Annotated in this window: 21 protein-coding genes; 16 read left to right on the top strand and 5 right to left on the bottom strand. The window is 71.7% G+C overall.

Translation table 11 applies throughout. From position 1 onward, the window contains the following. Nucleotides 1-18: 18 nt before the first annotated feature. Entirely contained in the window at nt 19-1485 is a 1467-nt protein-coding gene (locus ACFU5O_RS14770) for an alpha/beta hydrolase (protein WP_384240127.1), read from the bottom strand. Nucleotides 1486-1673: 188 nt separating this feature from the next. Between ACFU5O_RS14770 and ACFU5O_RS14765 the strand changes: the two genes are divergently transcribed. The 10 genes from ACFU5O_RS14765 to ACFU5O_RS14720 are packed head-to-tail and all read left to right on the top strand — an operon-like array spanning nt 1674 to nt 12986. Next, on the top strand, nt 1674-2930 hold the full coding sequence (locus tag ACFU5O_RS14765) for an ATP-grasp domain-containing protein (RefSeq protein WP_384240125.1): 1257 nt from the start codon (nt 1674-1676) through the stop codon (nt 2928-2930). After that, nucleotides 2927-3778, top strand: a complete 852-nt coding sequence (locus ACFU5O_RS14760) for a Rossmann-like domain-containing protein (protein WP_384240123.1) — start codon at nt 2927-2929, stop codon at nt 3776-3778. Before ACFU5O_RS14765 ends, ACFU5O_RS14760 begins: the two co-directional genes overlap by 4 nt. Next, complete coding sequence (locus ACFU5O_RS14755) at nt 3775-4866, top strand: PLP-dependent cysteine synthase family protein (protein ID WP_384240121.1); 1092 nt, start codon at nt 3775-3777, stop codon at nt 4864-4866. The genes ACFU5O_RS14760 and ACFU5O_RS14755 overlap by 4 nt, the downstream gene beginning before the upstream one ends. Further along, entirely contained in the window at nt 4863-5912 is a 1050-nt protein-coding gene (locus tag ACFU5O_RS14750; RefSeq protein ID WP_384240120.1) for a mandelate racemase/muconate lactonizing enzyme family protein, read from the top strand. The genes ACFU5O_RS14755 and ACFU5O_RS14750 overlap by 4 nt, the downstream gene beginning before the upstream one ends. Beyond that, nucleotides 5909-7168: an MFS transporter gene (locus ACFU5O_RS14745; RefSeq protein ID WP_384240118.1), complete on the top strand. Its 1260-nt coding sequence runs from the start codon at nt 5909-5911 to the stop codon at nt 7166-7168. The genes ACFU5O_RS14750 and ACFU5O_RS14745 overlap by 4 nt, the downstream gene beginning before the upstream one ends. A gap of 10 nt (nt 7169-7178) precedes the next feature. Beyond that, nucleotides 7179-7970 carry a class I SAM-dependent methyltransferase gene (locus ACFU5O_RS14740; RefSeq protein ID WP_384240116.1) on the top strand — a complete coding sequence of 264 codons (792 nt, stop codon included), beginning with the start codon at nt 7179-7181 and terminating at the stop codon, nt 7968-7970. 55 nt (nt 7971-8025) lie between these two features. Then, entirely contained in the window at nt 8026-9621 is a 1596-nt protein-coding gene (locus ACFU5O_RS14735; protein ID WP_384240114.1) for an ABC transporter substrate-binding protein, read from the top strand. After that, nucleotides 9618-10571: an ABC transporter permease gene (locus ACFU5O_RS14730; protein ID WP_384240112.1), complete on the top strand. Its 954-nt coding sequence runs from the start codon at nt 9618-9620 to the stop codon at nt 10569-10571. The genes ACFU5O_RS14735 and ACFU5O_RS14730 overlap by 4 nt, the downstream gene beginning before the upstream one ends. Continuing rightward, nucleotides 10568-11380 carry an ABC transporter permease gene (locus ACFU5O_RS14725; protein ID WP_384240110.1) on the top strand — a complete coding sequence of 271 codons (813 nt, stop codon included), beginning with the start codon at nt 10568-10570 and terminating at the stop codon, nt 11378-11380. Before ACFU5O_RS14730 ends, ACFU5O_RS14725 begins: the two co-directional genes overlap by 4 nt. Next, a complete protein-coding gene (locus ACFU5O_RS14720) occupies nt 11364-12986 on the top strand; it encodes an ABC transporter ATP-binding protein (protein ID WP_384240109.1) in 1623 nt (540 codons plus the stop codon). The genes ACFU5O_RS14725 and ACFU5O_RS14720 overlap by 17 nt, the downstream gene beginning before the upstream one ends. 9 nt (nt 12987-12995) lie before the next feature. Here the strand turns inward: ACFU5O_RS14720 and ACFU5O_RS14715 are convergent, their stop codons facing one another. After that, complete coding sequence (locus ACFU5O_RS14715) at nt 12996-14468, bottom strand: sensor histidine kinase (RefSeq protein WP_384240437.1); 1473 nt, start codon at nt 14466-14468, stop codon at nt 12996-12998. A gap of 5 nt (nt 14469-14473) precedes the next feature. Next, entirely contained in the window at nt 14474-15187 is a 714-nt protein-coding gene (locus tag ACFU5O_RS14710; RefSeq protein WP_384240435.1) for a response regulator transcription factor, read from the bottom strand. 309 nt (nt 15188-15496) lie between these two features. On the opposite strand from ACFU5O_RS14710, the gene ACFU5O_RS14705 reads away from it, so the two are divergent. From ACFU5O_RS14705 to ACFU5O_RS14695, 3 genes are all read left to right on the top strand, one after another. Then, nucleotides 15497-15748, top strand: a complete 252-nt coding sequence (locus ACFU5O_RS14705; protein ID WP_384240107.1) for a DUF6158 family protein — start codon at nt 15497-15499, stop codon at nt 15746-15748. A 144-nt stretch (nt 15749-15892) separates the two neighbouring features. Then, nucleotides 15893-16351 carry an SRPBCC family protein gene (locus ACFU5O_RS14700; protein ID WP_384240106.1) on the top strand — a complete coding sequence of 153 codons (459 nt, stop codon included), beginning with the start codon at nt 15893-15895 and terminating at the stop codon, nt 16349-16351. A 256-nt stretch (nt 16352-16607) separates the two neighbouring features. Next, nucleotides 16608-17351 carry a VOC family protein gene (locus ACFU5O_RS14695; protein WP_384240105.1) on the top strand — a complete coding sequence of 248 codons (744 nt, stop codon included), beginning with the start codon at nt 16608-16610 and terminating at the stop codon, nt 17349-17351. Nucleotides 17352-17426: 75 nt separating this feature from the next. Here ACFU5O_RS14695 and ACFU5O_RS14690 read toward each other — a convergent pair whose 3' ends face one another. Together ACFU5O_RS14690 and ACFU5O_RS14685 are read right to left on the bottom strand one after the other, a co-directional pair. Beyond that, on the bottom strand, nt 17427-17639 hold the full coding sequence (locus ACFU5O_RS14690) for a hypothetical protein (protein WP_384240103.1): 213 nt from the start codon (nt 17637-17639) through the stop codon (nt 17427-17429). Nucleotides 17640-17690: 51 nt separating this feature from the next. Then, complete coding sequence (locus tag ACFU5O_RS14685) at nt 17691-17861, bottom strand: CsbD family protein (protein ID WP_384240101.1); 171 nt, start codon at nt 17859-17861, stop codon at nt 17691-17693. A gap of 163 nt (nt 17862-18024) precedes the next feature. Here ACFU5O_RS14685 and ACFU5O_RS14680 point away from each other — a divergent pair, with 163 nt between their 5' ends. The 3 genes from ACFU5O_RS14680 (at nt 18025) to ACFU5O_RS14670 (ending at nt 22104) form a co-directional block, all read left to right on the top strand. After that, nucleotides 18025-19062: an NAD-dependent epimerase/dehydratase family protein gene (locus ACFU5O_RS14680; RefSeq protein ID WP_384240099.1), complete on the top strand. Its 1038-nt coding sequence runs from the start codon at nt 18025-18027 to the stop codon at nt 19060-19062. 240 nt (nt 19063-19302) lie between these two features. After that, on the top strand, nt 19303-21342 hold the full coding sequence (locus tag ACFU5O_RS14675) for a SpoIIE family protein phosphatase (RefSeq protein ID WP_384240098.1): 2040 nt from the start codon (nt 19303-19305) through the stop codon (nt 21340-21342). 219 nt (nt 21343-21561) lie between these two features. Further along, complete coding sequence (locus ACFU5O_RS14670) at nt 21562-22104, top strand: hypothetical protein (protein ID WP_384240096.1); 543 nt, start codon at nt 21562-21564, stop codon at nt 22102-22104. The last annotated feature ends 34 nt before the right edge of the window (nt 22105-22138 follow it).

The raw sequence follows: 22138 nt of genomic DNA, 5'->3' as shown, positions 1-22138 counted from the left end.
TCCTTGTTCGCTGAGAACTCATTCGTCGGGGACCCGGGGTGTCGGCAGGCCGGGGCCGACGCAGTGCACATCCGTCGCGGGGACGGTCCCGTCGACCAGGTACGCGGCGGCGGCGCTGTCCACGCAGGCGTTGCCCCGGCTGGCGAACACGCCGTGGGAGTAGTCGTCGTGGAGGGTGACCAGGCGTGAGCCGGGCAGTCGCTGCCGAAGTCGGCGGGCGCCCTCGACGGGTGTGACGGGGTCGTGTTCGGAGGCGATCAGCAGCACCGGGGGCGCCGCCGGGCTGCCGAGCCGGGTGCCGCGGGCGGGTATGTGGTGCCAGTAGGCGCAAGTCGAGGCTTCGATTCCCGTGACGATCGGCTGTGGGTCGAGACCCCTCAGGCGCCGGAGGCCGGCCGTGACCCGACCCGGCGTGGGGCCGCGCCCGTCCGCGCACTTCACGACGCGGTTCGCGGCCTCGTAGGTGCGTGATGCGGTGCCGTCGAAAGGGGCGGCGGGGCGCAGGAGTCGGATGTCTCCGTCGTGCAGGTACGCGTGGATGCCTGCCGCGAGGTCCTCCCAGCGTTCCGTGCGGCCAAGCGCTCGGTACACGGCACGGTCGAACTCGGCAGGACCGAAGCCGTTCACGGGACGGGCCGCGAGTCCTTGGCGCGCCCGACGACAGGCGTCACGGACCCGGCCGGCACTGCCGCCGAGACCGAAGCGCTCTTCGTACCGGGCGGCCCAGGCGAAGAACACCTCGCGCTGGCGCAGCAGTGCCCGGCTCTGCCGCAGGTCGAAGTCGTGCCACTTGCCAGGGCCGACGACGCTGTCGAGCGCCATACGGCCGACGCGCTGCGGGAACAGCGCGGCATAGGCGGCGCCGAGGTAGCTGCCGTAGGAGACGCCCAGGAAGCCGATCCGCCGTTCGCCGAGTGCGGAGCGTATGGCGTCCATGTCCCGGGCGGTCTGAGTGGTCGACAGATGCTCCAGCGCGTCGCCGACGCCGGCCGCGCAGTCGTCCGCCATACGCCTCAATGAGTCGAGGTACGCCTTTTCCTCGGTGTGGCCGGACGGTACCGGCTCCGCTCCGGGGCTGTCGAAAAGGCCCCCCATCGGGCCACAGTCCGCGGGCGCGCTCTGTCCGGTTCCGCGCGGGTCGAAGCCGATGACGTCGTACGAGCGGCGCACGCGCTCGGGCAACTTGGCCCGTTTGGTGACGGCGTACGCCAGCCCAGGGCCACCCGGCCCGCCCGGGTTCACCAACAGAATGCCGCGCCGCTCCTCGGGTGGCCCCGAAGCGCGTACGCGCGAGACGGCGATGCTGATGCGCTCGCCGTCCGGGCGTTCCCGGTCGAGCGGGACGCTCAGCCACCCGCACTCCACCCGATCGGGGGCGGCCGGGACCGGCATGGACTCCGGGCAGGCGCCGAAATGCAGTGATGTGGCCGGGGTGGTGGTGGCGTGGACAGGGACGGTCGGTACCAGGGCGGCGGTCGTGGCCACGAGGGCGCAGAGCATGCCCCGGTGACGTACAGCAGGAGTCACGGGTCTCGCATTCAGAGAATCGACGACGGATCAGATGACAATGAAAACGATTGTCGATAACGTATCGTCGCGTCAAGGCGGACCGTCCCGGACGGGTGCCGCCGACGCGTCATGCGTCCCCACCCGCGTTCTGAGAAGAGGAAGCCGTGGCCCATCTGTTGATGGTCGAGAGCTGGGTCGGATCGATGAGCAGACTGCTGCCACGAGCGATCCGCGAGGGCGGGCACAAGTTCACCTTCCTCACCCGTGATCTGCACCACTACCTGCGCTCCGCCCCTGAGGGCACCGCGCACCCGCTGCTCGCGGCGCACAACGTGCTGACCGCCGACACCAACGACATCGAGACGTTGCTGCCCTTCGCCGAGCGCGCCCACAGTGCACTGGGTTTCGACGGGGTGATCACCTCCTGCGACTACTACCTCCCGACGGCCGCGCGGATCGCCGGCCGCCTGGGGCTGCCGGGCCCCTCCTCCGCGGCGGTCGAGAACGCCTGCCGCAAGGACGCGACCCGCCGTGTCCTGGCGGATGCCGGAGTGCCAGGGCCGCGGTTCGCGATCTGCGCGGACTGGGCCGAGGCCGCCGATGCGGCCCGGGGGATCGGGTACCCGCTGGTGCTCAAGCCGGTGGACCTGTGCGCCGGGATGTTCGTGCGGCGTGTCGACGACGAGTCGGAACTGGCTCGCGCCTACCGGGCGCTCGCGGACTTCCCCGTCAACGCGCGAGGCCAGCGCCGCGAGCCCGTGGTCCTGCTCGAAGAGCTGCTCCGGGGGCCGGAAGTAAGCGTCGAGACCGTGTCGTTCGCCGGAACGGCGCAGGTGGTCGGGGTGACCGACAAAAGCGTCGGCGGGGCGCCGGCGTTCATCGAGACCGGCCACATGTTCCCTGCGGCGCTCGCTGCCGCTGACGCCGAGGCGGCCGCACAGACGGCACTTCAGGCGCTGAAGGCCCTCGGACTGGACGGGGTCGTGGCGCACACCGAGATCAAGCTGACGCCCGACGGGCCCCGGGTGGTGGAGGTCAACCCCCGCCCCGGCGGCAACCGCATCACCGAACTGGTCCGTCATGTGACGGGGATCGACCTCGCCGCCGCCTGCGTCGACGTGGCCCTCGGCCGCGAACCGGACCTGCGCCGACGGGCCACCGGCCTGCGCAGCGCGGCCATCGGATTCCTGGTGCCGGACACCGGGGGAGTACTCGAGTCCGTCGACGGCGCCGACGACGTACGCACGGCAGCGGGCCTGCTGGAGCTCCAGCTCGCCGAGCCCGGCAAGGTCGTCAAGGCAGCGGGCAGCAACAACGAGTACCTGGGCCACGTCATGGCCGCCGACGCCGAGGGCCTCGGCGCCCGCGACCGGGTCGAGACCCTGCTCTCGGCACTCTGTCCGAAGGTGGCCGGCCGATGACCACCATCACCCGCAGGAACATCACCGTGGCCTCGTACGACGAACTCGTCGACCGCGTACTCGGCGGAGGTTTCGGACCCGACCCGAAGACCCGGCGGATCGCCGTGGCGTTCACCACGCGCCAGGCCGTACGGCATGACGGGCGCAGCGGCGGCTACCGGAACGAAGTGCTCAGCCTGCGCCTGGCCGAAGCCGTGGGCTCGTGCGCGGTCGAGCCCGGCGGGCTCCCCGACAGCGCCGTCGACGACTGCGTCGGCGCGGACATCGCCCAGCTGCTGGCGCACGAACTGCTGCCGGTACGGGTGGCCGCCCTGGACGCCTACCTGATGCACGTGCTTCCCCATGGTTCCGCGAGCGGCGCACGGCCGTGTCCGCTCCCCGCCGGGAGCTCGGTGGAGAAGTCCCGGGCGAGAGCCGCGGCCGTCACCGCTCTGCTCGATGTCCCCCCGGGGCGCACCGTGCTCGTCGTCGGCGTGGTCAACTCCCTGCTGGAGGCGCTGCGCGCACGCGGTCTGGCGTACATACCCTGCGACCTCAAGGGCGGCACCACGGAGTGGGGCGAGCCGGTACGCACCGACGCACTCACGGAACTGGAACGCTGTGACGCCGTCCTCGCCTCGGGCATGACACTCGGCAACGGCAGCTTCGAGCCGTTGCGCGAGCACGCGCTGCGGCACGGCAAGCCGCTGGTGATGTTCGCCCAGACCGGCAGCGCGGTGCTGCCGCGCCTCATCGGCGCCGGAGTCAGCGCGGTGTCCGCCGAGCCGTATCCCTTCTTCTGGCTCGACGGCGGGCCCGGAATCGTCCACCGCTACGGCGGCAGCGAGCGCTCCGGAGCCGTCCTGTGACCACAGCCGTCCTCAGCCCTGCGGGCAACCGGGAGCTGCTCGCCCTGCTCGGCCGGACCCCCCTCGCCCGCGTCACCGTCGATCTGCCCTGCCCGCAGCCCGGCTTCTGGGCCAAACTCGAAGGTCTCGGCGTCGGCGGCATGAAGGCGCGAGCAGCCGTCTCCATGTTGCTCGGAGCCAAGGAGCGCGGTGAACTGCGGCCAGGGGCCCCGGTGGTGGAGTCCACCTCCGGAACACTCGGGATCGGGCTGGCCTTCGCCGGTCAGGCCCTGGGGCATCCGATCGTGCTGGTCGGTGACACCGAGCTGGAGCCTTCGATGCGACAGCTGCTGCGCGCGTACGGCGCCCGGCTGGAGCTGGTCGACCGCCCGGCTGCCGAGGGCGGCTGGCAGGCCGCCCGGCTGGCCCGGTTGCGTGCACTGCTGACATCGCTGCCGGACGCCTACTGGCCCGATCAGTACAACAACCCCGACAACATCGCCGGTTACGCCTCCCTCGCCGCCGAGCTGGCCGTACAGCTCGACCACCTGGACGTGCTGGTGTGCAGCGTCGGCACCGGCGGCCACAGCGCCGGTGTCGTCGGCCCACTGCGCCGTCACTGGCCCGGGCTCCGGCTGATCGGCGTGGACGCCACCGGCTCCACGATCTTCGGCCAGCCGGCCAGACGGCGTCTGATGCGCGGCCTGGGCAGCAGCATCCATCCGCGCAATGTCGCCTACGACGCGTTCGACGAAGTCCACTGGGTCGGGCCGGCGGAGGCCGCGGACGCCTGCCGACGGCTGGCCGCCGGCAACTTCGTCAGCGGCGGCTGGAGCACCGGAGCCGTGGCGCTGGTGGCCGCCTGGGCCGCCCGTGTCCACCCGGGAGCCGTCGTCGCCACCGTCTTCCCCGACGGGCCGCACCGCTACCTCTCCACCGTCTACGACGACGACTTCTCCGCCGCACACGGTCTCGATCTGGCCACCGCCACCACTCGGCCGGTCGAGATCCCACACCCGAGGGCCGTGGAGGCCACCGGATGGACCCGGTGCAGCGCCGTCACCGACCCGTTGGACAACCGAACCCCGCATCTGGAAGAGAGTCCGTGAAGGCCCGTCAGCGCACCGTGCGCCTCGAACTCACCGAGCCGCTGCGCATATCCCGCTCTACCATGGCGGCCCGCGAGGCCGTCTGGCTGTCCGTCGAACACGCAGGCCGGCACGGCCACGGTGAGGCCGTCACCAGCGTGTACTACGGCCTCGACGCCGACACCCTCGGACGACTGCTGCACGCGGAATCCCAGTGGCTGGCCCGCTTCGCCGAACCGGAGAGCGCCCTGGAGGCCCTGCACAACGGAGGCCGGGAGAGCACTCCGCCGGCCGTGACCGCGGCCGTCGAGTCCGCTCTGCTCGATCTCCTGGGCAAGCAGGCGGGCATCCCGGTCCACGAACTGCTCGGCGCCTCCGTCGCGCCGTGCGCCGCGACCGCCCGCACCATCGGCATCACGTCGCCGAGCCGGGCCGAAGCCCAGGCCGCCCGCCTGGTAAGGGACGGGTTCTCGGTCATCAAGATCAAGGCCGGTTCCCCGGACCCCGCCGACGACCTGGAGCGCGTACGGGCGGTACGCGCCGCCGCTCCCCACGCGCGCCTGCTCCTGGACCCCAATGGGGCCTGGACGGTCAGCACGACCCAGAGGCTGCTGCCCCGCCTCGCGGAGTTGGGAATCGAGGCCGTCGAGCAGCCGATCGCACCCGGCGACCCCGAGGCGCTGGCGACGCTCGCCGAACGCTCGCCGCTGCCGGTCATCGCCGACGAGGACGCGGTCGGCCACGAGGACGCCCGCCGCCTCGCCGGACGGGTCCAGGGCATCAACGTCAAGCTCGCCAAGTGCGGCGGCGTCAGCGCAGCACTGCGGATCGCCGAACTGGTCGCGGACACCGGGACCGAGCTGATGCTCGGCTGCCTGACCGCCAGCACGCTCGGAATCGCCCCCGCCGTGCATCTCGCCGACCGCGCCCGGTGGATCGACCTCGACGGGCATCTGCTGCTCGCCGACGACCCGTGGACCGGCATCGGCGGTGCCGACGGCACCGTACAAGCAAGTCGCCGCCCCGGCCTCGGCGTTCGCCCGCGCCTCAAGGAGGACCGCAGGTGAAGACGTGGCACGAGATACGCGGCTTCCCCCTCGCGATACGGCTCCTCCTGGTCAACCAGCTCGGCGTCAACACCGGCTTCTACCTGCTCATCCCGTACCTCGCCGTGCATCTGAGCCAGGACCTCGGGCTGTCAGCCGCTGTCGTCGGCATCGTGCTCGGCGTGCGCAACCTCAGCCAGCAGGGCCTGTTTCTCATCGGCGGATCGGCATCGGACCGGCTGGGTGCGCGCGGGGTCATTGTCGCGGGCTGCGCGCTGCGCACCGTCGGCTTCGGGCTCTTCGCTCTCGGCGACGGGCTGCCGGTGCTGCTGGCCGCCTCCGTACTCAGCGGACTGGCCGGGGCGCTGTTCAACCCGGCCGTGCGCGCGTATCTCGCCCTGGAGGCCGGGGAGCGCAAGGCCGAGGCCTTCGCCCTGTTCAACGTCTTCGCGACCACCGGCGCCCTGATCGGGCCGCTGATCGGCAGCGCCCTGCTGCTCGTCGACTTCGGGGCCGCCGCACTCACCGCGTCCGGGATCTTCGCAGTGCTCACGATCGCCCAGGCGATGGTGCTGCCGGCGCGCAAGGTCGCCCCCTCGACGAACAGCGTCCTCGCGGACTGGCGGCATGTGGTCGGCAACCGCGGCTTCCTGGCGTTCGCCCTGGCCATGGTCGGCATGTTCACCATGGAGAACCAGCTGTACCTGCTGCTGCCGGACGGCGCCCGCCGGGCCACGGGCTGGGACGGCGCGGCCGGCATGGTCTTCCTCGTCGGCACCCTCACGAACCTCTGGCTGCAGCTGCGCATCACTCGGGCGCTGAAGGAGCGCGGCAGCCGGGCGCGATGGATCAGCGCCGGTCTGGCGCTGATGGGACTCGCCTTCGTACCGCCCATGGTGGTGTCGGACGCCGGGGCGGCGCCCGGCGATGCCGCAGGCGCGGTGCTCCGCGCGCTGCCCGTCCTGGCCGGTGCGGTGCTGCTCTACGTGGGCGTCATGATCGCCCAGCCGTTCGTGATGGAGCTGATCCCCCGCTTCGGCCGACCCGAGCTCACCGGCACCTACTTCGGGCTGTTCTACGTGGTCTCGGGCATCGCCGCGGCCCTCGGCAACACGGTCGTGGGCTGGGCCATGGACGCAGGCGAGCGCACGGGAGCGCAGTGGCTGCCCTGGGCGTGCTGCCTGACCTTCGGGATCGCCTCGGCTGCGGGCGTCGTGTGGCTGCACCGCCTCCGTGTCCTTCCCGCCCCCGTGGCGGCCGTACCGGTGCCGGCGTGAGGAGACACAGATGAGGAACGCAAACCTGCTGACCGACAACCCGGCCCTGTACGAAGCCCGTTTCCCTGACGCCACGCGGCTGGCGGGGCGCTGGGCCGAGGACTGTCTGCGGCGGTACGGGGCCGGTCCGCGGATCCTGGACATCGGCTGCGGCACCGGCCGCGACGCCGCGTACCTGCACGAGGCCGGCCGCACGGTCGTCGGCGCGGATCTGTCCGAGGCGATGCTGGAGCACGCCCGCGTGCACCAACCCGGCCCGGAATACGTACGGGCCGACCTGCACGCCTTCGACCTGGGAGAGCGGTCCTTCGACGCCGTGGTCTGCCTGGACAGCGCCCTGCTGTACTGCCACACCAACGAAGAGCTCGACGGCTTCCTGGGCTCCTGCCGCACCTCGCTGGCACCCGGAGGGCTGCTCGTCGCCGAGATGCGCAACGGGGCCTTCTTCCTCGGCCGTACGGACCTCCTCGACAGCCCGTCCCTCAACGGCTTCACCTGGCAGGGCACCGCCTACCGGTCCACCACCACTCTGCACGTGGACCGGGCCGCGCAACTGCTCCGCCGCACCCGGGTGTGGACCTCCGACGACGGATCGCCGCCCGTCGAGCAGCGCTCCGCATGGCGGCTCCTCTTCCCCCAGGAACTGCGTCACGTCCTCACCGCCCACGGCTTCGAGGTCCTCGCCCTGTACGACCGGCCCGGTCCGCGTACGGAGCCGCCCTGGCAGGAGGGGGACCTGCCGGCAGCCACGGCCGATGCCGACCGGCTGCATCTCGTCGCCCGTCTGACCGACCGCACCTGACCCACACCCGCCACCCCTCCACGCCGACAACCGCTCGCACAGCAAGGACACCTTGATGAACGACGTCCCCGTCAACCACAACCGCTTCTCCGGCCTGCGCCGCCGGGGCTTCCTCGCCGCGGCCGGAGGCGCGGCCGGACTCGGTGCGCTCGCCCTCGCCGGGTGCGCCGGCTCCGGCAACACCGCCCCTGACTCCGCCAAGGGCGACGGCAAGCCCAAGCGCGGCGGACGGCTGCGCGCCGCCTTCGCCGGCGGCGGTGCCAGTGAGACCCTCGACCCGCACCTGAGCAACCTCTTCGCCGATGCCGCCCGCGCCAAGGCCCTCTTCGACAAGCTCGCCGACTACGGACCGGACCTCGCCGCACAGCCCCGGCTCGCCTCGGCCTGGGAGCCGAACGCGGGCCTGGACCGCTGGAAAGTCACCCTGCGCAAGGCCTCCTTCCACGACGGAAGGCCGGTGACCGCCCAGGACGTCCTCTACAGCTACCGCCGCATCGCCGACCCGGCCAAGGCGTTCCGGGCCAAGGCATCACTGGAACCCATTGACCTGAAGGCAAGCCGCGCCCTGGGCGAGCGGACCATCGAGTTCGTCCTCAAGCGCCCCACCGCCGAATTCCCCAACGTACTCGCCGCGTTCGGCGCGTACATCGTTCCCGACGGGCACGAAGACTTCGACAAGAAGCCGATCGGCAGCGGCCCGTTCCGCTTCGTGTCCTTCGCCCCCGGCAAGTCCGCCGTCTTCAAGCGCAACGACGCCTACTGGGACGGCGCCCCCCACCTCGACGAGCTGGAGTTCGTCGTCGCCAACGAGGAATCGGCACGCGCCAACGCACTGCTGGGCGGACAGATCGAGTACGCCCACGAACTCAATCCCGCCACCGCCCGCGCCCACGAGGACAAGGGGCAGATCCAGATCGTCCGGCTGCGTAACAGCGCCATGCAGGGTTTCGTCATGAAGACGGACCGGCCGCCGTTCGACGACAAGCGGGTCCGTGAGGCGTTCTTCCTGATCGCCGACCGCAAGGAACTGGTCGACGGCGCGCTGTCCGGCGCGGGCGAGATCGGCAACGACCTGTTCGGCAAGGGCTACGAGTACTACGCGAGCAGCCTGCCGCAGCGCGAACAGGACCTCGACCGGGCCCGCAAGCTGCTGAAGGAGGCCGGCGCCGAGAAGCTCAAGGTCACCCTCGACACCTCCCCGGTCGCGGCCGGATTCACCGAGGCCGCGGCGATCTTCCGCGACCAGGCGGCCAAGGCAGGTGTGACCATCAAGATCAGGACCGGCAGCAAGGACAGCTACTGGAAGGACATCCTCGACTCCGGGACCCTCGCCTCCTACCGCTCCGGCGCCATGCCCATCGAGTCCCACATCTCCCAGCGCCTGCTCACCGATTCCACCACCAACGCGACCCACTGGAAGCACAAGGACTTCGACGCCCTGTACCAGCAGGCACAGTCCACCAAGGACAAGAAGGAGCGCGCCGCCGTCTACGAGCGCATGCAGCGCCGCCTGCACACCGAGGGCGGCTTCCTGATCTGGGGCTTCGCCGACTGGATCCTGGGCACCGCCCGCAACGTCCGGGGCATCGAGGAGACGGCCCCCGCCAACTCCCTCGACTGGGCACGCTTCGACAAGGTCTGGCTGGCGTGATCGGACTCGGGTCCTGGGTCGCCCGGCGGCTGCTGCTCGGCGGCGCGCAGACGGCAGCCGTCGTGCTGCTCGTCTTCGCCCTCACCGAGGCGCTGCCGGGCGACGCCGCCGTGGCGCTCGCCGGCGACCAGCCCGACCCCGCGCGGATCGCGGCAATCCGCGGGGCGCTGCACCTGGACCGGCCTGCGCACGAACGGCTCGCGCACTGGGCGGCCGGGCTGCTGCACGGCGACCTCGGCACCTCCCTGGCCTCGGGACGGCCCGTCGCCTCGTACATCGCGGACGGATTCGGGCCGACCGTGCTGCTCGCCACGCTCACGACGATCCTGCTGGTGCCGACCGGTGTCGGCCTCGGTGTACTGGCCGCGCGGCATGAGGGGCGGCTCGTGGACCGGCTGGTCAGCTCGGTGACGCTCGGTGTGTACGCGGTCCCGGAGTTCGCCTTCGGTGTGCTGCTGGTCACCGTCTTCGCCCTGCGCCTGGACTGGCTGCCGCCGACCGCCGTCGGCTACGGGACCGACCTCCTCGCCCACCCCGCGGCGCTGGTGATTCCCGTGCTCGTCCTACTGTCGCGGCCAGTGTGCTCACTGGCGCGCCTGGTACGGGCGGGCATGATCGACGCGCTGGCCTCGCCGTACGTCGCCCAGGCCCGCCGCTACGGCATCTCCGGCGCCCGCATCCGTTACACGCACGCACTGCCCAACGCCATCGCGCCTGCCGCCCAGCAACTCGCCCGCACGGTCGACTGGTTGCTGTGCGGGGTCATCGTCGTGGAGGCGCTGTATGTGATCCCCGGGCTGGGAACGGTACTGATGAACGCTGTCGCGGAACGGGACGTTCCCGTGGTGCAGGGCCTCGCGGTGGTCTTCGGGCTGACCGCCGTCGTCCTCAATCTGGGCGCCGACCTGGTCGCCCGCACCTTCGCGCCCCGAGCGGGGGTGGCGGCGTGAAGCCACGCTTCCGACTCGGCGTCGCGATCGTCGGTGTACCGCTCGTACTGGCCCTGCTCGGGCCGCTCTTCGCGGGCGAGTCCGGGCCGCGAGCGCCCTCCTTCACGCTCGGCGGGGGACACTGGCTCGGCACAGATTTCGTCGGCCGGGATGTGTGGCAGCAGGTGCTGCTCGGTGGTCGGTCCGTGGTCCTCGTCGCCCTCGCCGCGACGGCCCTGGCCTACCTGGCAGCCCTGCCGCTCGGGCTCATCAGCGCACTCACCCACCGGACATGGCTCGAAGAGCTGCTGATGCGGCCCCTGGACGTGCTTCTCGCCGTGCCGTCGCTGCTGCTGATCCTGCTGGTGGCTTCCGTCTTCCCGCCGGGGGCAGTGGGCCTGTCACTGCTGGTGGCCCTGGTCAACATCCCGGACGCCGGGCGGATCGTCCGCGCGGCCGCGGCCGAGGCGGCCTCGCGCCCGGCCGTCGAAGCGCTGCGCATGCAGGGAGAGACATGGTGGCGCATGGCCGTCGGCCACGTCGGCAGGTCGATCGCGCGCACGCTCGCCGCCGACGCGGGCGTACGGCTCACAGGCGTGCTCTACCTCGTGGCGACGGCGGCGTTCCTCGGCGTCGGAGTCGCGCCGGACGCCTCCGACTGGGCGGTCATGGTGGACCGCAACCGTACGGGGCTGTTCGTCCAGCCCTGGGCCGTGGTGGTGCCGGCCCTGCTGATCGTCGCCCTGACCATAGGGAGCAACCTGCTCTTCGACGCCGTACTGGAAAAGCCTCACCGGAAGAGAGGAAACGGGCGTGGACGCGGTCGCTGAGGTAGAGGACCTACGAGTCGAGATCGGCGGCCGGGCGATCGTCGACGGAGTCAGCTTTCGGGTGCGGCCCGGGAAGGTCACCGCGCTCGTCGGCGCGTCCGGCAGCGGCAAGACCACCACGGGTCTCGCACTGCTCGGCGAGTACCCGGCGGGTGCCCGGGTGACCGGCGACGTCCGCGTGGCCGACGGCCTCGTCGGATACGTACCCCAGCACCCCGGCGCCGTCCTCAATCCCGCACGCCGTGTCGGCGCACTGCTGCAGGACATCGCACGCGACCAGGTGCGGAGCCTGCCCGGACCCGAGCGGAGAGCAGCCGCCCGCAAGCGCATCCTGGACGCCCTGACCCTCGCCCAGCTCCCGGAGGGAGAGCCCCTGCTGCGCCGCTATCCGCACCAGCTCTCGGGCGGCCAGCAGCAGCGCCTCGTCCTGGCACAGGCACTGCTGCTCGGTGCCAGGGTGGTGGTCGCGGACGAGCCGACCACAGGGCAGGACGTGGTGACGAAGCGGCGCATCGTCGACCAACTGGCGGCGGTTGCCCGGCAGGGCATCGCGGTGGTCCTGCTGAGTCACGACCTGGACGTCGTCCGGGCACTGGCCGACGAGGTTCTTGTCATGCGCGGGGGCCGAGTGGTGGAGGCGGCTCCCGCGGAGCACCTGTGGCTTGCACCGCAGCACCCTTGGACCGCCGAACTCCTGGCAGCGGAAGGGAAATCAGGTGGGCGCCCGCCTGTGCGCGAAGGGCACGTAACACTCCAGGTACGTGGCCTCAGCGCGCGGCACCGCGACGGCGCCCGCAGTACCACGGAGGTGGTGCGCATCCCCGAACTCACCCTCCGCTCGGGCCAGTGCCTGGCCGTCGTCGGCCGTTCCGGAAGCGGCAAGACCACGCTCGCCCGCTGCCTGGCCGGACTCCACCAGGAGTACGAAGGCGATGTCCTGCTCGACGGCGCTCCGCTCCCGCGCAGCCTGCGCGCCCGGACCCGTGAACAACTGGCCGCGGTCCAGTACGTCTTCCAGGACGCGAAGGCCGCGTTCGACGAACACCGACCGGTCCTGGACCAGGTGGCACGCACGGCGGTCCGCCTGCGAGGAGCGGACCCGCGCGAGGCGCTCGCCGAGGCCCTGAACACCCTGAGCGGCCTCGGCCTCACGGAGGAGCTGGTACGCCGCAGACCCGGCCGGCTGTCCGGCGGCGAACTGCAGCGGACCGCGCTCGCCAGGGCCCTGCTCGCCCGGCCGCGGGTGCTGATCTGCGACGAGATCACCTCCGGCCTCGACACGGTCACCCGGCGCGGCCTCCTCGACACGCTCGCCGTCCTGCTGCGCGACCGACCCGAACTGGCTTTGGTCCTGATCACCCACGACCTCGGCACCGCAGCGACTGCGGTCCGGATCGCCGTACTGGACGCCGGGGAACTCATCGAGCAGGGACCGGCACAGCAGGTGCTCACCTCACCGCGGCACGGATTCACCGCTTCACTCGTGCAAGGCTCGGCGGGGGACAGACTCTCGGTCGCACCCTCTACGCTCCCTCGCCCGCCACACCGGCGTGACGACGCGGACCGTCGCGCTCCTCACCCACGGTGGCGTGTCGGCGGGCCCTGACCGTGGCCCTCAAGAGTCCTGCGAATGCCGGGCCGTTCCGATCAGCCAGTCCCGGCCGGCCGGCAGCGGAGGCACGGTCTCCCCGCGCACGGGGAGCCGGACCTCGAACCGGGCACCGTCACCGGACGGCCGGTCCCTGACCTGGACACTTCCCCGGTGCAGGGCTGTCTGCTGTGCGACAAGCGTGAGGCCGAGCCCGGAGCCCGGGCTGTCCGGTCCTCGCCGGAAGCGCTGGAACACCGCATCGCGCTGACAGGGCGGGACACCGGGCCCCCGGTCGTCCACGGTGAGGACCGCGACCGGTTCCGTGCCGTGGCCGCCGGGCCGCAGTCCCACCTCGATGCGGGCCCGTCCGTCGCCGTCCCGCCCGTGGACCAGGCCGTTCGCGAGGAGGTTGTCGACGATCGTACGCAGCCCGGGTTCCCAGCCGTACACGCTCAGACGCGGCAGCGCCGGCACATGTATCGCGGCCTCCGGATGCCTGCGCCGGGCGTCGGCAACCGAGGCGTCGATCACCTCCGCAAGGTCCACCGGTCCGAAGGCGTCGGCCTCGACCAGGTCGCCCCGGCCGAGTTCGCGCAGCATCTGCAGCAGACCCAGCATCCGTGCGTGCTCACTGTGCAGATCCTTCAGCACCTCCGTCCGGTCCGTCGCATCCAGACCGGGGTGCTCGGTGAGGACGTCCAGGTTGGTCCGCATGCTCATCAGCGGTGTACGCAGTTCATGCGCGGCCGCGGCCGCGAAGGAGCGCGCGGTGGCCAGGGCGGTGGCGGTTCTGGCGGCCTGCTCGTCGTAGCGGGCGAGTACGGTCCCCAGGGTCATCGCGAGGTCGTCCACCTCGGTGACGCCGGTCGGGACGTGCTCCAGGCGCGCCGCATCCGCCGACGGGTCGAGTCCGCTGGTGCGCTGCTGCAGTCTGCGCAGCGGCAGGCCGGCCCGCGAGGCGACACCCAGGCCCAGCAGACCGGACACCGGAGCGGCCAGCACCGCCACGGTCGCCACGCGCCTGCGTACGAGAGCGAGTTGATGCTCGCCGGCGGTGTCCGGGGAGAACAGCCACAGTGTCCCGTCGACCCCCGGCCGTGACCCCTGTATCCGGACCGAGAGCACACGCCAGCTGCCTTTCCCGTCCTCGACGGTCACCGGCCTGGCCGCGCTGTCCGGAAGGGGTACGGCCGAACCGGGCTGGGGGCCGCCGGAGACGGTTCCCTGAGGCCCCGTCAGCCGGATGCCGACGTCCAGCGCCGTGGCGTACAGCTGACGCTCACGTGCCTGCTCGACCGCGGCGGGCCGGTCGGCGGCGGCGGCCCGCAGCAGCCGGCGGGCGTCTCCCGCGACCAGCGCCGCGCGGTCCCGCAGATGGGCGTCCTGCTCCGTGTGCAGATCGCGCGCGACCAGCTGGAGCAGCAGCCAGCCGGCCGCGAGCACCAGGACCGGCACGGTGACGGCCACGGCGATGGCGATTCGTGTGGCCAGCTTCATCCGCTTCATCCCCGCCCACTCCCGTCGTCGTCGCACCTCAGGACGAAGCCGACTCCCCGCACCGTGTGGATGCACCGTGCCCTGCCGCCGCCCTCCAGCTTGCGGCGCAGATAGCTGACGAAGGTGTCGACGGCGTCCGTGCGTACCTCGAAGTCGTACCCCCAGACGCGGTCGAGGAGCTGGTCCCTGGTGAGCACGATCCCCGTATTGCGCGCGAGGACCTCCAGCAGCTCGAACTCCCGCCGGGTCAGCGACAGCGGCTCCCCGCCCAGACGTGCTGCGCGGGCCGCCGGATCCAGCTCCAAAGGGCCGACACGCACCACGTCCGTGGCCCTGGGCGGCCGGCGGCGCAGGAGCGCCTCCAGCCGCAGCACCAGTTCCTGCAAGGCGAACGGCTTGACCAGGTAGTCGTCGCCACCGGCCTGCAGCCCCGCGATCCGGTCCGCCGTCTCGTCCAGCGCCGACAGCATCAGCACCGGCACATCGTTGCCGTCGGCGCGCAGTGTCCGGCACACCTGGATTCCGTCGACGTCCGGCATGGAGATGTCCAGAACCACGACATCGGCCGGCTCCGCCCCCATCCGGTCCAGGGCGGGCCGTCCCCCTTCGGCCAGAGCCACGGCGAAACCGGCCAGCCTCAGCCCGCGCTCCAGCGAACGCCGGATCGCCGGATCGTCGTCCACGACCAGCACGCGCCCCCGGGCGATGCCACCGTCCATCCGCTCGCTCCAGTCCTTGCGCTCCCGCACCGGGCCGGTGCCTCCGTGGGCCCCGTCATCACTTCGGCCCGGTCCCCTCGCAGGCCCCGCGCCCGAGCCGTCGGCATCGTAGTGGCCGGGCCCCGGGACCGGTCGGTCGCGGGCAATCGTCGTGTGCGTTCGCCGCGGTGCACCCTCTGCCGGCTCTGGAGCGGCCGCGACGGGCCCGTCGCGCGCCCCGCGTGTGGTTCACACCCATCCGGGTACGGGCAGCAGTGGGGCGATCGCGCGATGCGCATGCACCGATGCACCGACCAGGAGGTGCGAGTCATGAACGAGCGGGACCGCGGGGTGGCGCCTGAGCAGCTGGACGAAGCGCTGCTGCTCAAGGAGCTGGAAGCTGTTCATCGCACACGCCATGAAACCCTGCTGTACGGATCAGAGGACGCGTTGGCCACGCACACGAGCCGGACGGCCGCGCTGGAGAACGAATACCTGCGGCGGCATCCTCAGCGCGCCCCCTCGTCCGGACGCACGCGGGCAGGCGCACGTGCCCGTGAACCCGGGGGCGGCGAGTCCTGACGTCGGTGCGGAAGAGGCCGGTGATCCGCAATCGGGTGTCCCGGGTGGTAATCGCGCCGATGCCGGGTACCCGCGTCCCCGTGACCCGGTCCGCACGGCAGACCCGCTGCTCGTGCGGCGGCCACGGAAAGGAGGCGCGCAGTCATGACCACGGTGAAGGAGTCGGTGGAGGTCGGCGTTCCCATCAGCACCGCCTACAACCAGTGGACGCAGTTCGAGGAGTTCCCGAAGTTCATGGAGGGCGTCGAGGAGGTGAGGCAGATCGACGACCTGCACAACCACTGGACCACGAAGATCGGCGGCGTACGCCGTGAGTTCGACACCGAGATCGTCGACCAGCTGGCCGACGAACGGATCGCCTGGCGCACGATCGGCGGCGACACCAAGCAGATGGGGATGGTCCGCTTCCAGCGCCTGGACGACACGCACACCCGCGTGGAGCTCGTGATGGACGTCGAGCCGGGCGGGGTGGCGGAGAAGACCGCTGTCATGGCCGGAATGATCGACCGACGGGTCAAGGGCGACATGCGGCGCTTCAAGGACTACATCGAGCAGCGCGGTGGTGAATCCGGCTCGTGGCGCGGCCGCGTCAGCCCCGGATGACATCCCCCGGGCGCACTGCGGTGCATACGAGGGTGGCCGCACGCGGTGAGCAGGGCGCGTGCGGCCACCGGCCGTTCCCCGCGGCCACGGGCCGCCTCACCGGATCGGGCGCATCAGGCGGCGCGCCGCGTGCGCTGCCGGGCTCCTCGCAGGTGGGCGCGGTAGCGTGGAACGATTCCGGTCACGCGGGCAGTGGGTGGCGGTTGTGTCGACGTCGAGTCGTACGGTGTTCGGTGCTCCTTGCTGGGTGAGTCTGATGGCGCGGGATCTGCGTGCCGCGCAGGACTTCTACGGTGCGGTGTTCGGCTGGGAGTTCCGGCGTACCTCACTGGGCGAGGAGTTCTCCGTCGCTTTCCACGAGGGCGCCCCGGTCGCCGGTATCGGCGCCCTGGCCCGCAGCCTTTCGGTACCGGTGGCCTGGACCCCGTACTTCGCCGTGGAGGACGCCGACACCACCGCCGCCAGGATCCGCGAACGCAGCGCGACCGTCGCGGTCGGCCCCCTCAGCTTCGGCACCGGCCGCGCCGCCCTGGCCGCCGACCGCGACGGAGCCGTCTTCGGCATCTGGCAGGGCGGAGTCATCCCCGACTGGCGCGTCGGCCGCGCCAAAGCACCCGCCTGGCTCGAACTACGCACCCGCGACGCCTTCGACGCCGCCATCTTCTACGCCGAAGTCCTCGACTGGGCCTGCGAGAAACCCGGCTGCTGCCAGGTCGCCTACGAACACGACCACGTCGTCCTGCACCACGACGGCGACACCGTCGCCCGGCTCACCGCAGGCGCCGTCGAAGCCGCCCCCGACCCACACATCCGCCCCCGCTGGCACGTCCACTTCTACGTCCCCGACCTCGACACCGCCCTGCACACCGCCACCCGCCACGGCGCCACCACCCTGCCCACCCCCACACCCCCCAACCACCACCCCGACACCCCCCAACACGCCACACTCCGCGACCCCGACGGCGGACTCTTCACCCTCACCACCCGCAAACCGGGATAGCCCGACCGGCAGCGCGGAGCCCGGGTGCGAGACGACACTCCCACCCGGGCCCGGGTTCTGCTCGCTGCTTGCTCGCTACTTGTGCGGGCGCAGCCCCTTTGCGGCGTCCGTCGCCTCACGCTCGGCGTTCCCGGCCTTCGCGGCCGCCTCCTTGACCTCACCCAGGACGCGCTCGCTCTTTCCTCTCAGGCGCAGCTCCTCGTCATCGGTGGCGCTACCGGGACTCTCCCCGGTCCTGCCCACCGCTTCCCGGCCCTTGCCGCGCAGCTTCTTGCTTTGATCAGTCACTCGGAGCAGCTCCTCACCGGCGCCGTGCTTCGTGCTTCGTCCGCTTCGTGCTCAGTGCTTCGACCGCCTGCGGATCTGGTCGGTGGCCTTCTCCGCCATCTCCTGCGCCTTCCCGCGCAGCTGATCTCCCCGGCCGTGCCTCTGCATGGCCTTGTCGCCCATGGTCTTGCCGAGGGTTTCCTTCAGCTTGCCCTTGATCTGCATCGTCTTGCCCTTGTGCATCAGGATCGCTGTCCTCTCGGGGTCGCGGGACGCCGGACCCGAAGGGCCGGCCCTTGTTCACCGTGCGCCCAGCCGTCGAACGCCGCAAACCGGCGCATGCCGGGTGGCACGCCGGGTACCCGCAGGGTTGCCAGGAAAACTCCGCTGGAAGGCGGCGGCCGACATGAACGGCAGGACGCGAAGCGAGACAGGCGGCGGCGGAATCCGCGTGGTCGTCGTCGGAGCGACCGGAAACGTCGGAACGAGCGTGGTGAAGGCCCTCTCCGCAGACCCCGGGGTGGCCTCGGTCCTCGGCTTGGCCCGCAGGCTCCCCGACTGGCAGCCCGACCGGACGACATGGGCCGCCGCCGACATCGATCCCGGCGGCACCGACCTCGCCCGGCACTTCACCGGCGCCGACGCCGTGATCCACCTCGCCTGGAAGTTCCAGCCCACCCACGACCCCGTGACCACCTGGCGGACGAATGTGCTCGGCAGCATCCGCGTTTTCGAGGCGGTCGCGGAGGCCCGGGTGCCGGTGCTGATCCACGCCTCGTCGGTCGGCGCGTACTCCCCGGGCCCCAAGGACCGGCGCGTGGACGAGAGCTGGCCCACCCATGGCTGGCCGCAGGCGGCCTACTGCCGCGAGAAGGCCTATCTGGAGCGGTATCTGGACGCGTACGAACTGACGCGTCCGGCCGTGCGCGTGGTCCGTATGCGTCCGGCATTCCTGTTCAAGCGGGAGTCAGCGTCCCAGCAGCGGCGGATCTTCGCGGGCCGGCTGCTGCCCCCGCAGCTGATCCGGCCGTCCCTGGTCCCCGCCGTTCCCGATCTGCCCGGTCTGACCTTCCAGGCTCTGCACACCGATGATGCCGCCGCCGCGTACCGCGAGGCGGTCACCCGCCCGGTTCGTGGAGCGTTCAACCTCGCCGCGGAACCTCCGCTGGACGCCGCCGAGCTCGCCCGGATCATGGACGCCAGGCCTCTCAAGGTCCCGCTGCCGCCGCTGAGGGCCGCGCTCTCGGCCGCCTGGCGGCTGCGGCTGGTGGCCGCTTCGCCGGATCTGTTCGACGCGGTACTGCGGCTGCCGCTGCTGGACAGCTCGCGGGCCCGCGCGGAACTCGACTGGCGGCCGAGATACTCGGCGGTCGAGGCGGTACTGGAGTTCCTCGACGGGCTCCGCGCACAGGCGGGCATGGAGACCGCTCCACTGGCGGCCTGACCGTCCTGGTGAGTGGACGGTTCGTCCGCCGGGGCTGCGGAAACGGTCTCGCTTGCCCGGGAGGGCGCCTTGGATAAGGTGATCTGGTAACAAATCACCGGAAAAGGTATACGCAGGACGCTGCACCGGTGACGCGTCGGCAGCGCTCCGCCGGAGGACCGGCTGTGAGTGCCCGGCAGGCGGACGCCCACGCCCCGGGGTTAGGTCGTTGTGTTGGACACGCGCAAGGCGACGAGTGAGGTGCCTGACCAGCCTCTGACGGCGGTCGGGCACGCCGGTGTGCTGCGGGACCTGCTGCCGGTCGCCCTGTGGAGGACCGACGAGGACGGGCGCATCGTCGAGTGGTCGCTCGCCGCAGAGGACCTGCTCGGCCACCGCGCCGAGCAGCTGCTCGGCACGAACGCGATCCCCGTCCTCGTGCCCGAGCCCAACCGGGAGCTGGCCGAACAGCTGACGCGGCGCGTCCTGGCCGGTGAGACGGTCGTCGGCACGCTCCCCGTGAGGCACAGCGACGGACACCTCGTGCCGATGGAGATGTGGATATGCCCCTCCGCGGCGCCCGGGGGAGGCGCGGGCCTCCTGGCCATCGCCGTCGAGACCTCCGAGGTCCTGAGGATGCGGGACTCGCTGGCGGCGCTGGAGGGGCTCTTCACCCAGTCGCCGATCGGGCTGGCCACGCTCGACCCGGATCTGCGCTTCCTCCGGGTCAACGACGCTCTGGCCCGGATGAACGGCGTCGCCGCGGCGGGGCATCTCGGCAAGCGGCCGGCGGAGGTCGCGCCGGGGCTCACGGCCGAGGCGCTGGAGACGGTGATGCGGCAGGCGCTGGACCGCGGTGAGGCGGTTGTCGACGTGCGCGGCACCGGGCGCACCCCGGCCGACCCCGACCACGACCGCACATGGTCCTGCTCCTGCGCCCCGCTGCTGGACGGTGCGGGCCGTAGCCTCGGGCTCGTCGCCTCCCTGATCGACATCACCGACGGCCAGCGGGCGCAGGCCGAGGCCGACCGGGCGCGGCGGCGCTTCGCGATGCTGGCCGAGGCCGGCACGCGCATCGGTACCACCCTGGATCTTCGGCAGACCGCCGCGGAGGTGGTGCAGATGCTGGTGCCCCGGGTGGCCGACTCGGCCGACGTACAGCTGCTGGAGGAGGTGCTCGGTCCCGACGAGGCCGCCGCGTCCAGCCACGGCGTGGTGCGCCGTATGGCAGCCGTCTTCCCCGACCCGTCGGCCCCCACCGCGAAGCTGGCCGTGGGCATGACGTTCCAGATCCCGCTCGGGTCCGTGTACGAGAGCGTCATGGCACAGGGCCGCCCGATGAAGCTCCGGCATTCCGACCTTCCCGCCCTCTTCCCCGGTCCGCAGGGCGAAGAGCTGCGGACGTACTTCAGCAGCCGGATCTCCTGCGCACGACTGGTTCCGCTGGTCGCCCGCGGCACCGTTCTCGGGGCGGTGGTGCTGACGCGTAGCCGTGACCGCGAGCCGTTCGACGAGCAGGACTGCGTACTCATCGACGAGCTGGTCGCCCGGGCGGCACTGAACATCGACAACGCCCGCATGTACACAGGCCAGCGGGAGGCGGCGCTCACTCTGCAGCGCAGCCTGACGAACAGCGGGCTGCCCGAAGTGGCGGGCCTCGAACTCACCGGACGCTATCTCCCCGCGAGCAACCACGATGTCGGCGGCGACTGGTTCGACGTCATCGCCCTGCCCGACGGTACGACCGGGCTGACCATCGGGGACGTCATGGGGCACGGGGTCCATGCCGCAGCCGTCATGGGACAACTGCGCACGGCGGTGCGAACCCTGGCACGTCACCACATTCCACCGGCCCAGATGCTCCGCTCCCTGGACGCGGTCGTGGTCGATCTCGGCGAGAACGAAATGGCGACGTGCGTCTACGCCGTCCACGACCCGGTCGACGGCAGCTGCCTGATCGCCAGAGCCGGTCATCCGCCCCCGGCCGTTGCAGATCCCCGGGGGGCGGTCGCCTTCCTCGACGGCCCGGCGGGCACGCCCCTGGGAACGGGCTCCCCGGACTTCCAGACCCAGCGGGTGACTCTGCCCCCCGGTCATCTGCTGGTCCTGTACACCGACGGCCTGATCGAGTCCCGCGAAAGGGACCTGGACCAGGGCATGCGGGAGCTCGCACAGGCTCTGGGGCAGGTCCACCACCCGTTGGACGAGATCTGCGACCGCGTACTCGGCCGGTTGCTGCCGGTGTCGGCCCAGGACGACGTGGCCATGCTCATCGCCAGAGCCCGACGGCCCCTGGGCTGACCCGCGTACTCCCACCATGAGGCCCGTTCGATGCCGCCCTGCCGGTTCGGCCTTGCGTCCGACACTCGCACGGTCACGGAAACGCTCTCCGCATGCACGGTCGGCTACGGTGCCACCGGAGCGAGTCGTTCCGGCCACGTCGGCCTCGCCGTGGAAAGGCGTACGTATGACCCTGATCCTGACCGGCGCGAGGGCCGGCCGGCCGGAGTCCGCGCAGACATGACCACTCCGGACGCCGGTTCCGTCTCCGAGCCGAGCACCGCCGCCACGGCTGCCCGCGCGGGCGACATCGCGGCCGCACGGCTCAAGGAGCGCATCTACGCGACCATCACGCTGACCGCCGTGGTGGTGGCCCTCGCCGAGACGAAGGCGCCGGACCACATCGAGGCGGCACTCACCGTGGCCGTGACGGCGCTCGGGGTCTGGCTGGCCACGGTCGTCGCCGACGAACAGGCGCACCGGGCGGTGAGCGGCAGGGGCGCGACCCGGCCGGAGATCCGGACGGCCCTGCACGTCTCCAGCCCCTTGCTGGTGGTGGCCGCGGGCCCACTGGTGCTGATCGGCCTCTCGGCGCTGGGTGCGCTCGATCTGGTGACCGCCCTTCTGATCAGCGCGGGCGTGGAGGTGGCCACCCTCTTCATGTGGGGCTGGCGGTCCGGGATCCGGATGGGCAACGGGCCGCTGAGCGCGCTGGTCTCGGGCCTGCTGGACACCGCGATCGGTGTGGGGGTCGTCGCCGTGAAGCTTCTCGCCGGTCACTGAGCGGGGGTGGAGGGGCGGCGGCGCGGGCAATCCT

It is taken from the genome of Streptomyces sp. NPDC057445, from assembly GCF_042802855.1.
GTDB lineage: Bacteria > Actinomycetota > Actinomycetes > Streptomycetales > Streptomycetaceae > Streptomyces.
This window is presented reverse-complemented; position numbering and strand designations above follow the sequence as displayed.

Excerpts from the sequence above, each read along its gene's own strand:
- ACFU5O_RS14760 (WP_384240123.1), top strand. The coding sequence starts at position 2,927 with ATGACCACCATCACCCGCAGGAACATCACCGTGGCCTCGTACGACGAA.
- ACFU5O_RS14740 (WP_384240116.1), top strand. The coding sequence starts at position 7,179 with ATGAGGAACGCAAACCTGCTGACCGACAACCCGGCCCTGTACGAAGCC.
- ACFU5O_RS14735 (WP_384240114.1), top strand. The coding sequence starts at position 8,026 with ATGAACGACGTCCCCGTCAACCACAACCGCTTCTCCGGCCTGCGCCGC.
- ACFU5O_RS14715 (WP_384240437.1), bottom strand. The coding sequence starts at position 14,468 with ATGAAGCTGGCCACACGAATCGCCATCGCCGTGGCCGTCACCGTGCCG.
- ACFU5O_RS14710 (WP_384240435.1), bottom strand. The coding sequence starts at position 15,187 with ATGGACGGTGGCATCGCCCGGGGGCGCGTGCTGGTCGTGGACGACGAT.
- ACFU5O_RS14705 (WP_384240107.1), top strand. The coding sequence starts at position 15,497 with ATGAACGAGCGGGACCGCGGGGTGGCGCCTGAGCAGCTGGACGAAGCG.
- ACFU5O_RS14700 (WP_384240106.1), top strand. The coding sequence starts at position 15,893 with ATGACCACGGTGAAGGAGTCGGTGGAGGTCGGCGTTCCCATCAGCACC.
- ACFU5O_RS14695 (WP_384240105.1), top strand. The coding sequence starts at position 16,608 with ATGGCGCGGGATCTGCGTGCCGCGCAGGACTTCTACGGTGCGGTGTTC.
- ACFU5O_RS14685 (WP_384240101.1), bottom strand. The coding sequence starts at position 17,861 with ATGCACAAGGGCAAGACGATGCAGATCAAGGGCAAGCTGAAGGAAACC.
- ACFU5O_RS14680 (WP_384240099.1), top strand. The coding sequence starts at position 18,025 with ATGAACGGCAGGACGCGAAGCGAGACAGGCGGCGGCGGAATCCGCGTG.
- ACFU5O_RS14670 (WP_384240096.1), top strand. The coding sequence starts at position 21,562 with ATGACCACTCCGGACGCCGGTTCCGTCTCCGAGCCGAGCACCGCCGCC.